Annotated in this window: 13 protein-coding genes; 2 read left to right on the top strand and 11 right to left on the bottom strand. The window is 27.8% G+C overall.

Annotated elements, in window-relative coordinates:
- Positions 1-90: 90 nt before the first annotated feature.
- The 6 genes from ATCC9714_RS17650 to ATCC9714_RS16860 all read right to left on the bottom strand — a co-directional run bounded on the left by ATCC9714_RS17650 (position 91) and on the right by ATCC9714_RS16860 (position 6,394).
- Complete coding sequence (locus ATCC9714_RS17650; protein WP_057577633.1) at positions 91-708, bottom strand: hypothetical protein; 618 nt, start codon at positions 706-708, stop codon at positions 91-93.
- Positions 709-766: 58 nt separating this feature from the next.
- A complete protein-coding gene (locus tag ATCC9714_RS16880) occupies positions 767-1,090 on the bottom strand; it encodes a hypothetical protein (RefSeq protein ID WP_021122214.1) in 324 nt (107 codons plus the stop codon).
- A gap of 60 nt (positions 1,091-1,150) precedes the next feature.
- Entirely contained in the window at positions 1,151-5,215 is a 4,065-nt protein-coding gene (locus tag ATCC9714_RS16875) for a SpaA isopeptide-forming pilin-related protein (RefSeq protein ID WP_021122213.1), read from the bottom strand.
- A 15-nt stretch (positions 5,216-5,230) separates the two neighbouring features.
- Positions 5,231-5,461, bottom strand: coding sequence for a hypothetical protein (locus tag ATCC9714_RS16870; RefSeq protein ID WP_021122212.1), 231 nt, complete (start codon positions 5,459-5,461; stop codon positions 5,231-5,233).
- A gap of 2 nt (positions 5,462-5,463) precedes the next feature.
- Entirely contained in the window at positions 5,464-5,691 is a 228-nt protein-coding gene (locus tag ATCC9714_RS16865) for a helix-turn-helix transcriptional regulator (RefSeq protein ID WP_021122211.1), read from the bottom strand.
- A 268-nt stretch (positions 5,692-5,959) separates the two neighbouring features.
- Positions 5,960-6,394, bottom strand: a complete 435-nt coding sequence (locus tag ATCC9714_RS16860; RefSeq protein ID WP_021122210.1) for a hypothetical protein — start codon at positions 6,392-6,394, stop codon at positions 5,960-5,962.
- A 40-nt stretch (positions 6,395-6,434) separates the two neighbouring features.
- Here ATCC9714_RS16860 and ATCC9714_RS16855 point away from each other — a divergent pair, with 40 nt between their 5' ends.
- Positions 6,435-6,968, top strand: coding sequence for a hypothetical protein (locus tag ATCC9714_RS16855; protein ID WP_021122209.1), 534 nt, complete (start codon positions 6,435-6,437; stop codon positions 6,966-6,968).
- Positions 6,969-7,788: 820 nt separating this feature from the next.
- On the opposite strand, the gene ATCC9714_RS16850 is transcribed toward ATCC9714_RS16855, so the two are convergent.
- On the bottom strand, positions 7,789-8,814 hold the full coding sequence (locus tag ATCC9714_RS16850; protein WP_021122207.1) for a CAP domain-containing protein: 1,026 nt from the start codon (positions 8,812-8,814) through the stop codon (positions 7,789-7,791).
- Positions 8,815-8,880: 66 nt separating this feature from the next.
- The gene (locus ATCC9714_RS16845; protein ID WP_021122206.1) at positions 8,881-9,369 is read right to left on the bottom strand and encodes a hypothetical protein; all 489 of its coding nucleotides are present in this window, start codon (positions 9,367-9,369) and stop codon (positions 8,881-8,883) included.
- A 246-nt stretch (positions 9,370-9,615) separates the two neighbouring features.
- Between ATCC9714_RS16845 and ATCC9714_RS16840 the strand changes: the two genes are divergently transcribed.
- Positions 9,616-10,593, top strand: a complete 978-nt coding sequence (locus tag ATCC9714_RS16840; protein WP_021122205.1) for an XRE family transcriptional regulator — start codon at positions 9,616-9,618, stop codon at positions 10,591-10,593.
- Positions 10,594-10,677: 84 nt separating this feature from the next.
- On the opposite strand, the gene ATCC9714_RS16835 is transcribed toward ATCC9714_RS16840, so the two are convergent.
- The 3 genes from ATCC9714_RS16835 to recA are packed head-to-tail and all read right to left on the bottom strand — an operon-like array spanning position 10,678 to position 12,247.
- Positions 10,678-10,980 carry a hypothetical protein gene (locus ATCC9714_RS16835; RefSeq protein WP_021122204.1) on the bottom strand — a complete coding sequence of 101 codons (303 nt, stop codon included), beginning with the start codon at positions 10,978-10,980 and terminating at the stop codon, positions 10,678-10,680.
- Between the two features lie 22 nt (positions 10,981-11,002).
- Positions 11,003-11,149 carry a hypothetical protein gene (locus ATCC9714_RS16830; protein WP_021122203.1) on the bottom strand — a complete coding sequence of 49 codons (147 nt, stop codon included), beginning with the start codon at positions 11,147-11,149 and terminating at the stop codon, positions 11,003-11,005.
- Between the two features lie 21 nt (positions 11,150-11,170).
- On the bottom strand, positions 11,171-12,247 hold the full coding sequence (gene recA / locus ATCC9714_RS16825) for a recombinase RecA (protein ID WP_196333225.1): 1,077 nt from the start codon (positions 12,245-12,247) through the stop codon (positions 11,171-11,173).
- Positions 12,248-12,332 lie beyond the last annotated feature (85 nt).

Here is a 12,332-nt window from a genome sequence, read left to right as displayed (position 1 = left end):
TTACATAACTTTATTAAATTTTATTCTAAACTACATATTTAATTCCCTCACTTAAATAAAAAAGGAGAGTATATATACTCTCCTTTTTTATTATATTAAGAATGATTTTTCTCCTTGTGATTCTAGAATATCATTTAATAAATTAAATTCATATTTTTTTAAATTATTATTTTCTGATAGCTTTTCTATTACATTACTAATTGTAAGGTTTTTACTTTTTAATATATTGTTAATTGGCTTTATTCTTGAAATATAAGGTGTACATCCATAATATTTTTCTGAATCTTCTTTCATTTTAAATAGAGGTGTATTTGGCTTTGCATCCCATGCTACTATAAGTATCATTATAGCATTGTATAGCTGTTTTGCTGCTAGGTTCCACTTTTTTAAAGATGTTTTTGCATTTCTATTTCTTAGATTGATACTATCTACACATAATTTCCCATCTTCCGATAGAGGATTAAATATTGGAAGTGGGTCTGATTGTATTAATTCCAGAAAATCCTTAGCTACTGGCTCTCCACACTGTATAACATCTTTTTCACCTGTGATTCTATGCTTGCAGTCAAAAACATAATAACTATCTGTAATTTCATGTCCTGCATAACTTCTTACTTTTCTACCCGAAATCAATTTTATATGAGCAATAGGTTTTATTTCATAATTTTGTATAATTTTTCTGCGAGTTTCTTTGCCTCTACAGTTCATTTGCATCTCCTCCAATCAAATTTAATTATACTACTTATGATTGGATTACTAGAAACTTTTATTTGATACATTCACTGCAGTTTATTTCTTTACAGTACTCACATGGTATATCTTTTATGTGTTTCTCTTTATTACTTAAATACTCTATACAAGAGCAATCCATTTTTAATATTTGATTAATTATTAATTGTCTCAAATTTACAGTTAATATTTCTTTTTCTTTTAAAGTTTTATTTTTATATTCTAATTTTTCTTTTATTTCACAATCGACAATAATAATATCTAATATTTTAGTTAATTCATTTACCAACTGCTCTCTACAACACATATTATGTTCTAATTCAAATATCCCTTTTACCTCGTCAATATATACTTTTATCACTTTATCACCTCATATAAGTATAAAAGAGAGAGTATTTCTACTCTCCCCCTTTCTTTATTATTAAACATCCTCTTTACTTCTAATATTTATTACTAATAATGAAACTAAAGCCCCTAAAGCTAACGCTAATGATATAAATAATTCTCCTGTATCCCCAGTCTTTGGATTTACAGTATTCACAATCATCTTATCATTCTCTAATTGAACTTTAACTACTTGACCATCTTCTGATATTTCAAAAGTTCCTACTTCATTAGTCTTTATATACCCTTTTGGTGCTGTAACCTCTGAAATAGTATATTTGCCTGCTAAAAGATTATTTATAGTATTTCCTGCTTTAGAAGAAGTGAAGTCTATTACTTTTCCTTTGTTAAACCCTTCTATACACTCAACTTTTATTTTTGCCCCTTCTATAATTTCGTTAGTCTTAGAGTCTATTTTTTCAAACTTAAGTGTACCTTCTATTTTCTTGTTTTTAAGTTCAGCCTTTACAACTTCCCCATTTTCTTTTATTTCAAATGTTCCTACTTCTTCACTTAAAACATATCCATTAGGAGCAACTTTTTCTCTTATTTCATACTTACCATAAGGTACTTTAAATTTGTTACCTTCTTTAGATGAAATAAATTCTATCTTTATATATTTATTAGTTTCATATACTCCAGCTATTTCAATCTTAGCACCTTCTATAGTTTCACCAGTTGAAACATCTGTTTTAGAGAAGTCAACTTCACCCTCTATCATACTATTAGGTATTTCAAAAGTTATAAGTTTACCATCTTCGTCTATATTTATTTCATAAACTTTATCTGATAAGACATAACCTATAGGAGCTTTAGTTTCTTGCATAGTGTAACTACCATATCTCAGGTCTTTTGAAGCATAACCATTTTTATCAGTTACTAATTTTTCTAATTCTTTATGATCTTTGTCATAGATAGTAAACTCAGCACCCGCTAAGTTCTTATTAGTCTTATCATCTTTTTTGATAACTTCAACTTTTCCCTTTTTAACATTGTTTTCTATATTGAATTTAACTATTTGACCATCTTGACTTATATTTATTTCATATACGGTATCTGATGGCTTGTACCCTTCGGGAGCTTTAGTTTCTTTCATAGTGAAACTACCATATAGAAGGTCTTTTGACTTAGCATGACCAAATATATTAGTTACTAACTTATCTAATTCTTTACCATCTTTATCGTATATAGTAAATTCAGCATCTTTAAGAGGCATATTAAATAGTTTCTCACTATCTATTTTTATAACTTCTACATTTCCTCTTATCATTTTGTTAGTCATTTCTAACTTAACAGTTTTTCCATTTTCTTTTATTTCAAAGTTTATAGGTTTTTCATTTAAAACATAACCTTCTATTGTCTTAACTTCTTTGATTTTATACTTCCCGTACTCTAAATCTTTTAATGATACTTTCCCATCTTTATTAGATTTTAAGTCCCAAGTTTCATCTTTCATGAAACCATCTAAACAAGTAACTTTAAATTGTACATTTTCTAAAGGCTTTTTAGTATCACTATCAATCTTTAGAAGTTCCATATTGCCAGTTATTCTAGTATCTTCTACCTTTTGAGTAGTTATAGTACCTAATAACTCTATTTCTTGTAAACTCATATCTTCATTTATTATGAAGTCTATAGGTTCTACTAAGTTATATCCTTCAGGAGCTTTTACTTCAACAAGTTTGTATTCTCCATACTTTAAGTGTTGAGGTGTTACAAACTCCCCATTTTCATCCGTTTTAAAAACTGCTTTCTTATGAGGAATGATTCCACCTAAGAAATCAGTAAATTCTACATCTTTTCCAGTCTTTTTATCAACGATTTTAAACTCTGCATTCGCTAGAGGTAGTTTATCCTTGCTATCTGACTTTAAAACTCTTAATTTGGCTTGTATCGGCTTATTTGATATATATTTTACCTCTACTTTACCATTTTCTGTTATAGATACAGGATATTCTTTTTCAGAGTGCCAGTACCCTTCGGGTGCTTTTGTTTCTATTATCTTATAATCTCCTGCTCTTAAATACTTAGTAAAAGCAAATCCATTTTTATCTGTAGTTACCGTATCAACTACTGTACCAGTTTTTACACCAAATACATTAGTTGCGATAACATCAAAAATAGCCCCTTTAACAGGGACTTCCTCATTTTCTTTATCAACTTTTACTATTTGTACTTTTCCTTTTATAACATCATTTTTGATGTCATAATTATATACTTTTCCATCTTCTGTTATATTAACTTCATATATCTTAGGATTTAATATATGAGTTGGTAATGTCTTAGTTTCTTTTAAGAAATACTTACCATAGTTTAATAATTTTGAAGTAGCCTTGCCTTTTTCATCAGTTACTAACTTATCAACGACATTTCCTTCTTCATTAGATATTTCAAACTCTACACCTTGAAGTTTTAAATCTTCAAATTCACTATCTGATTTTTCAACTGCAATCTTTCCTTTTATAATTCTATTCTTTGCAGTTACCTCTATAGTTTTCATATGTTCACTTATAGTTACAAAGTGTTCTTGACCATTAAGTGTATATTTATCTGGGGCTTTTGTTTCTTGTAAAACATATTCTCCGAAAGGATGTAAAGAACTTAATGCCTTACCATCTTCACCAGTTACTAATTTTTCAACTACCTTACCAGTAACCTTATTCTTTAAATCAAACTCTGCACCCTTTAAAGGTTGACCTGTTTCCTCATCAACTTTTAAAACTTGTACCTTCCCTTTGATTACTTCATTTGAAACTTCAATTGTACTTGTTGTTCCTGCATTAACAGTAACTTTTGTATTAGCATGACTTATTACATGACCTGTAGGAGCTTTTACTTCGACTAAATCATATTCACCTGGTGCTAAATCATTAAAAATAGTTCTACCGTTTCCGTCAGTTTCTTGTATCCCTCTAACATCAGCTCCATTTTTCATTAATTTAAAGCCTGCTCCTTGAAGTACATTACCATTTTCACTCTTTTTAATTACTTCAAGTCCACCGTTTCCTATTAAGTTAGCAGTTAAATAATCTCTGTCATTTTCATTTACACTTCTTTCTTGTAATGATGCAACTTTTTGGTAGTTAGAATTGCTAGGTATAAATTCTACCGCTCTTTCATCTGAAAAACTACCTCTTAAAAGTACCTTAACTGTAAAATTACCATTTGCATTAGCTTTAGGAACTCTTAATTTAAACTTTGTATCATTTTTACTTAAACTTGTTACCACTTGCCCATTTTGATTTATTATTTGAGTTCCATTAGGTTGCCCCTTTATATCCATCCTATAACTTGTTAAATCACCTTGAATATAAACATTGTACCAATCTGTTTCATAATTATCTCCAACTATTTTAAAGTCTTGTGTACGAGGACTTGCCGTTATTGAAACACTACTTCTAGGCATTGCTTTTACATTTCCTATATTCATTTTATGGATTTCAACAACCTCATTTGAATTATCATTTGACGATTCTTCTTCATTTATAGGTTTTGCATCTGAACTTTTATCTTTTATGTCTATACTATCTTGATCTTCATTTAAAATCTCAATGTTACTATCTTCATTTATAAGGTTTCTAAGTGTAGTTCCTTTTGCTTCTGCAACTAAATTTAAAATATGATCTCTTATATCTGTACCTGTTACAGCATAATTAATCCATTGAATTTGCCCTAAATAATATTTTAAGGCTGCCGCCTTAATGTAATAGTCCTTATCGGCACTACCAGTATTAGGTTCATATTCTAAGATATATTTTACACCATTATCTAATTCTCTTCCTTCAGAATAATTTACACCACTAGGATTAGGTGTCGGTTTATTATGCTCCATACAATAGGCAAATCTCCCATCTCCCATTCTAAGCTTTGGAAATGTTAGAAAGTTACCATGCCTATCTCCAACAAAACTCATTGGCGAACCATCCTGCCTTACATTTAAACTTCTAGAACTTTTGCTTTGTATTTCTTCTGCAAAAGCACTTATAGTTCCACCCATAGTATTAATCACAAGGGCTGATGCTAAGGTTATACATGAAACTTTTTTCATGTATTTACTATTAGTTATCTTTCCTAATTTTTGTTTAAATTTCTTTAAAACCATTTATCTATCTCCTTTCTAACTAAAGTTAATATCTTCAAACAATAACTTATCTATAGTTAAATCTAAAGTGTGTGCTATTTTTTCAATAGTTCGTACCTTTCCTATTTGTTTTCTATCCAAAATATCTTTTATTCTTTGATAATTCATATTGAAAATTTTACACATTTTAGGGATAGATAAATTGTATTGATTTTTATAGTTGTTTAGATTGCTAGATAATTTTATCTCCTTTTTTATATCCTCCAACTTTAGTCACCCCCTTTCAAATCTTTATACAGTAAATCACCTACTGTAATATCAAATGCTTTGGCAATTGCAATAATAGTTACTATCGAAGGATCTTCTGTTAATCCTTTTTCAATATTAACTATTGCAAAGCGAGATATCTTTACATATGTAGCAAATTTATCATATGATAATTTATTTTTATTTCTTAGATATTTTATATTTTCTTTTAAGTATTTCTTCTTTTCCATAACTTTTCTCCTATAGTTTCTCTTTGCAATTAATGCAAATTAAATCTCCATTTTCATTTAATCTTTTCCCACACATAATACAAAAATCATTCATTTTATTACCTCCTAAAAAATTTTTTAATAAAAAATACCTATCAATTTAATTGATAGGTATTTAATCATCTATTATTTCTTTTATATTATTTAATTTTTTACTAACTAATACTTTTGTTTCTTCCCAGTTTTCTAACCATCTAAGTATTTCGTCATTGCTCTTAATTTATATTGTTCAATTATAATCTTCTGCTGATAGCTCAAGAAAGTTTTTACTTCTCGTAGCTCCTATTAAACTAAATGGAATTTCTTTTGTTTTTGCTATAATTTTTTTACATTTAAAGCATGCTATATTTTTTTCCTTATCTATTTCAATACTTTCATTATTACAATTACATTTATTTATTTCTTCAACTAATCTTATTTCATTTTCAATTTTTATGTATTTATTTTTAGGATTTTCTAATATGACTGCTACCTTATTTTTACATTTATCACATATAACGTTTTTACCTATTAAGGAATTTGTATTTTTCTTATATATTATGTTGATATCTTCATACGTAAACTTTCTATTTTTACACTTACAATTATATATAACTTCAACAAAAACTTTATAAATATATCCGTTTTGTTCTTCTATTTTTATTGATTCTGTATTTTTTATCATGATATAATCCTTTCATATAATAAATTTTATGGAGGTATTTATGTTAAAAGATTTAATAAGGTTAAAAGAAAAGTTAACTAATTATCACGAATCATATATTAACTCAAATTTATGCATCCCTAGCGATTTATTAAATAATGATAATTCTGCTAGAAATAGTCTTAAATCAGTTCCCAAAGATAAACTTACCTTATATTATTTTTTAGTTTACCTTTTAAATGCCCCTTACTATTTGAAATTTTGTAATGATCAATTAAATTCTCCTTACTTTGAGTTAGTGTCCAAAGATATTACATTAATTGCTCAAATTTCATTATCTGTAAATTTAAACCAACAAATTTCTATTTTTGAGGAAAATAGATTAGTTTTAGAGTTATATTCTTTGGTAGCCCTAAAAAATGGTTTGAATGTTGGAGTTAGATTTATGAAAGAATTAATTAAATTACAAAAAATATTAGATATTCCACTTACTCTTTATTGTGAATCTAACTTAATTCCTTACTACGAAAAGTTTGGTTTTAAAAATACAAAATTTATTAACTATCAAGGTTATACATTAATGACTTATGAATAAAATTGCTATTTATAAGAAAGAGAGATCTAATCTCTTTTTTTCTTGTTTTATTAAATCTACTAGAATAACTTATATAACTCTGGATGAACCTTGAAAAAAACTTCATTATATTATCTATACTCTTCACCCTTTTTTCTATATCTAAATCTATATGAATTGATATTGGAATTTTTTTCTTTTCGCCTTTTTTCAATCTTCCCATCATAACACCTACCTTAAAGTAAGGTGTTTTATAGTAAATAAAAAACACCTTATTACGGCGAATATAAGGTGCTTTTCTTTATATACTTGATAATTTTACAGTTGAATTTTACTACTCAAAACTTGAAACAAATAGTTTTAAACTTTTTAGTGCTTAACACACTTTAAGATACTTTTAATTAAAAAAAATATCTTAAACTATATTAAGATTAAAGTGAGAGAAGAAGGAGGAACCTTATCTTCTCTCTTTTTTAGGTAAAGACTTTAGTATTTAGTATGTATAAGCATACTTTAAACAGTTCTTCTTTTATTTATAATTACTTGGTTGAGGGTTAATTTTCTCGCCTCACTCTTTATTAAGAATTGAAAAACTGTTTAAACTATACTTATTAGGGAGATAGAGAGCAACTACTACCCTCTATCCTGGGAATTATGAAACTAATACTTTTATTTAGTATTTAAGGAAATTCTTAGACACTTTTCTAAATGTATCTGTATAAGATATATACAAAATGAATGACCAATTATAAAGGGGTAAGATGATCAAAATATAAGTATATATCTTATACAGACACACTTATTATCAATCTAATAAGTGTATCAAATCTATATTAAAGTTTTACCACTCTAAATAAAAACTTCCTACTACATAATAATGTCCATTACTATCTTTATATACAGATACTGCTCCTTGTGTATATTCACTATCCAACATGTTAGCTCTATGTCCTGATGAATTAGCCCAAGCTTGAATAAATCCATTTGCTGTTGAATCTGCATTACCTTTATAGCTTATTTGGTCTACATCATGTGTGTTTGTTTCAGTTCTAGCATTATATTCAGCTTGTGCATTAGCTCTTGATTGTTCACTTGAACTATATGCAAGCGGTGCAACTCCATTAGCTTGTCTAAAAGCATTTAAAGCATTAAATGTTTCTTGACTTAATCCACTCATATACTCCCATGTTCTATCTACTGGTTTTGGAGGTTCTGGCGTTGGTTGTGGTGTTGGCTCAACAGGCTTAGGTGGTTCTACTGGCTTTTGCTCTGGTTGAGGTTGTAGTGTTGGATTCGGCTTTTCAACTGGTTTATTTTGTGGTTTTTCTACTGGTTTACTAGGCTTATTTGTAGTATTGGTATTATTATTTGGTTTTGAAGTTACATTATTACTTGAAGGTTTATTATTGCTAGGTTTACTACTTGATGGTTTACTGCTAGGCTTTGATGCTACAGTATTACTTGAACTCGGCTTTTTACTTGATGAATTGCTACTAGATGATGATGTTTTATTATTTGATTTATTATTGCTCTTACTACTTGTACTTGTCTTTTCTGCTTTAGCCGTAGTCTTTTTACTTTCATTCTTATTACTACTTGATGATGAACTATTCTTATTTTCATCTTTTGAGTTACTGCTAGAGTCATTATTATCTTTTTTATTCGACTCCTTATTTCCTGTTTTTTCATCCTTATTTTCGTTTTTCTTAGATTTTTCATCAGTGTTTTTCGACACTTTAGATTCAACTTTAGTTTTGCTCTTTTGTTCCTCTTTCTTATTAATGTCATTTCCCCCGCAACCTACTAACGATAGTGTTAGTCCTGCTGTAATTAGTAGAGTTGCAACTCTACTCCTATTCAATCTCATTTATCTTGTTCCCCCTTTATTCTTTCTTTTACCTAAAATATTTTATCAAAGTTTATGTGCTAAATTCTATATGTTATGATAGAACGTTTTCGGAGTGTCTATTGTTCTTACTCCATTAACATTTTCATCAAATGTTATATTCAAATTTTTATTGTATGTATATGCTTGTCTATTTTGCTTTAAAAGAGAACTATTACTTATATATGAGTTGTTTGTATTGTCTATTGCTTTCTTTATATACTTATTTTCAATCCTATTTTTAGAATGTTGCTCTTTATACATATATAAATGTCTGTTTATATGTCTTTGTATAGTATCTGATTTTATAAGTATACGTTTTGCAATCTCTTTTGCATTTAGTCCTCTTATATAGTAATCTTCTATTCTTTTCTTTCTAGCATATTTATGTTCTTTTTTTGATTTTATTAAGTTTGAACTTATATATTCTTCTATTCTCTCTGATGTGAATTTATTGTTAAGTTTAAAAACTATTTCATCTGAACTATACCCTGATGAATACCAATCATTAATCTTTATTTTAGTTTCTAAATCCATCTGTACCTCCTAAAAATGGACGCACTTCGAGAGGTTTTGCGTATTTCGGACATTTTGAGGTTTTTTTAAATTTTTTCACTTTTACTAAAGTCGTGTTTTCTAAGATATTCTTACCTTATATCTATAAGATATCATATTTTTCACAGCTTTGTCAAATACTTTTATCATAATTATTGTCAATTTACTTTGACACTGTATTTACTATATTATTTTTTATATATACTTTATATAAAGGAGGTGATTTCATTGCTATATAACTTCAATTCAAATCTAAAGAATTTAAGAACATCTAAAAAATTAACTCAAAATGATTTAGCAAAAGCCTTAAAAGTCTCAAGGCAGACTATATCTAATTATGAAAATGGTAGTAATGATCCAGACTTTTATATGATTGCAAGTATTGCTAAATTTTTCAATTGTTCTATCGATTCTTTGGTTTTTGATGGATGTAATTTAGATTTAAAAAATATCAATGATTTAATAAATTTAAATATTGATGATATAGATATCAATAATATTATTGATCTTCTGGAATCTAAAAAACACAGTCTTTCTAAAAATATAAAAAAAGTTGATAATATAATTTGTACTTTAGAAACAATTAATCAAAAAAATAATTTTACATCTCCTTCAAATTTTGACATTATAAAAGATGACATTAATAATACAAATAATGAAGATTTCAAAACTGAAATAGCAGAAGAAATTTCTCCTGTCATTTCTATTGATAAATATAAATCAAGTAAAAATTCTATTGATGTTGACTTTTATAATGAGAATAATGTTTTTATTGTAGATGCTTCTCCTTTTTCTTCAGATGAAACAGAAAAAGTATACAGTTATGGGAATGTTTCAGCAGGGATTCCTACATTTGGAGAAGATAGTATTGAGGATGAATTTAATATTTTTAAATATGACTTAAAGTATGATAGTGACCATTATTTCGTATTAAAAGTAAAAGGTGAAAGCATGAACAGACTTTATAAAAATGGTGATTACTTATTAGTAGAAAAATCTTGTAATTATAATTTAAATAAGCCTGTTATTGTTTTTTTAGAAAATGAAGCAACTGTAAAATTTGTTGAAATTGATGATTTCCATATAACTATTATTCCTTACAGTACTGATCCTAAGTTTGAGCCAATACATTATCCACTAAAAAATTATAATTACTATATAGCTGGTAATGTTGTAGGAGTAATAAATATTATAAAAGATAATTAGTCTTATATTTTTAACTAATTATCTTTTATGTGCTTTTTGGCTTTTTATATTAAAGTTTAACTTATAGAGTTTTTAAATTTTTGTTTAATATTCAGAAAATGAGCTATTAGTCTGCTCTACTAGCTCATTTTCTGATATAAACTTCTCCCACTCTTTATAATCATTTTCTTTGTTTTCTTTTAATAATGTTTTTCTTATTAAATCATATTGAAATTTAATCATATGATCCCAATTCTGCTTTATTACAGTAGGTATATTATTATCTTTAACTCTATGTTCTTCTTCTATTTCTCTATTTTTCTCTTCAATTGAAATTCTAAGTTTATTTTCAAATTTTTCTTTATCAAGTCTTTCCTCCATGTATTCCTTAAATTCTCTTAATTCCATAATAAAGCCCCCTTATATAACATTATTGAGATTTATTTTCTTTGTTTTTGAATATATTATCTAACTCTCTTACCGCTTCATTCCAAACTTCTTGTGAGGATCTTCCAGTTTCTCTAGCCCTTTCTTCTGCTAATCCTCTAAGTTCATCTGCTATTTCTAATATATTCATTTAATCACTTCCTAATCCTAGTTATAGTATTCTATCTGTTCCTATTTTATTTACCCCAGAGATAGTATTTTCAACTCTATTCTCATTATTTTCATTATCTAAATTAACATTTTCAGTATTTTCACTTTCAAGTTCTTCTAATAAATCTTTATTATCATCTAAAAATTGCTTAACCTTTTCTCTACCTTGTCCTAGTTTACTATCATTGTAACTATACCAAGCACCCGATTTCTTAACTATATCCTTATCAGTTGCTATGTCTAAAACTTCACCAGTTTTAGATATTCCTTCTCCATACATTATGTCAAACTCACATTGTGTGAATGGGGGAGCAACTTTATTTTTAACTACTTTTACTCTTGTCCTGCTTCCCATTACTTTATCACCTTGCTTTATAGTGTCTATTTTTCTAACATCTAATCTTACAGAAGAGTAGAATTTAAGAGCACGTCCACCTGTTGTAGTTTCGGGACTACCAAACATTACCCCAACTTTTTCTCTTAACTGATTTATAAATATTGCTACACAGTTAGATTTCTTTATAGAACCTGTTAATTTTCTAAGTGCTTGCGACATAAGCCTTGCTTGTAATCCAATATGAGAATCTCCCATATCTCCTTCTATTTCAGCTTTTGGGACTAATGCTGCAACAGAGTCAACTACAATTAAATCTATAGCTCCACTTCTGATTAATGCTTCCGCTATCTCTAATGCTTGCTCTCCTGTATCGGGTTGAGAAACTATTAAATCATCTACATTTACACCTATAGCTTTTGCATAAATAGGGTCTAGTGCATGCTCAGCATCTATAAAGGCTGCAATTCCACCACTTTTTTGTGCTTCTGCTACTGCATGAAGTGTTACAGTAGTTTTCCCTGACGACTCGGGTCCGTATATTTCAATAATTCTTCCTTTCGGAAGTCCACCTATTCCAATTGCTAAATCTATACTTAATGATCCTGTAGATATAGTATCAATCTCTAAATTAGACGTGTCTCCTAATTTCATAACCGAACCTTTACCAAAATCCTTTTCTATTTGCTTTAAAGCATCATCTAAAGCTTTTTTTCTGCCCTCTATATCTGTTATATGTCCCATATTATAATTTTTATCTTTACTATCTTTTGCCATAAAAAGCTCCCCTTCTATTAAGAACATTCATTCTCCAAACATCCGTTCTTCA

It is taken from the genome of Paraclostridium sordellii, assembly GCF_000953675.1.
Taxonomy (GTDB): Bacteria; Bacillota; Clostridia; order Peptostreptococcales; family Peptostreptococcaceae; genus Paraclostridium; species Paraclostridium sordellii.
The sequence above is the reverse complement of the archived record's forward strand: the minus strand, read 5'-3'. Positions and strand labels throughout refer to the sequence as shown.

What these genes read in the sequence shown, in the direction of transcription:
- ATCC9714_RS17650 (WP_057577633.1), bottom strand. Translation starts at nt 708, where the DNA reads ATGAACTGTAGAGGCAAAGAAACTCGCAGAAAAATTATACAAAATTAT.
- ATCC9714_RS16875 (WP_021122213.1), bottom strand. Translation starts at nt 5,215, where the DNA reads ATGGTTTTAAAGAAATTTAAACAAAAATTAGGAAAGATAACTAATAGT.
- ATCC9714_RS16865 (WP_021122211.1), bottom strand. Translation starts at nt 5,691, where the DNA reads ATGGAAAAGAAGAAATACTTAAAAGAAAATATAAAATATCTAAGAAAT.
- ATCC9714_RS16860 (WP_021122210.1), bottom strand. Translation starts at nt 6,394, where the DNA reads ATGATAAAAAATACAGAATCAATAAAAATAGAAGAACAAAACGGATAT.
- ATCC9714_RS16855 (WP_021122209.1), top strand. Translation starts at nt 6,435, where the DNA reads ATGTTAAAAGATTTAATAAGGTTAAAAGAAAAGTTAACTAATTATCAC.
- ATCC9714_RS16850 (WP_021122207.1), bottom strand. Translation starts at nt 8,814, where the DNA reads ATGAGATTGAATAGGAGTAGAGTTGCAACTCTACTAATTACAGCAGGA.
- ATCC9714_RS16845 (WP_021122206.1), bottom strand. Translation starts at nt 9,369, where the DNA reads ATGGATTTAGAAACTAAAATAAAGATTAATGATTGGTATTCATCAGGG.
- ATCC9714_RS16835 (WP_021122204.1), bottom strand. Translation starts at nt 10,980, where the DNA reads ATGGAATTAAGAGAATTTAAGGAATACATGGAGGAAAGACTTGATAAA.
- ATCC9714_RS16830 (WP_021122203.1), bottom strand. Translation starts at nt 11,149, where the DNA reads ATGAATATATTAGAAATAGCAGATGAACTTAGAGGATTAGCAGAAGAA.
- recA (WP_196333225.1), bottom strand. Translation starts at nt 12,247, where the DNA reads ATGGGACATATAACAGATATAGAGGGCAGAAAAAAAGCTTTAGATGAT.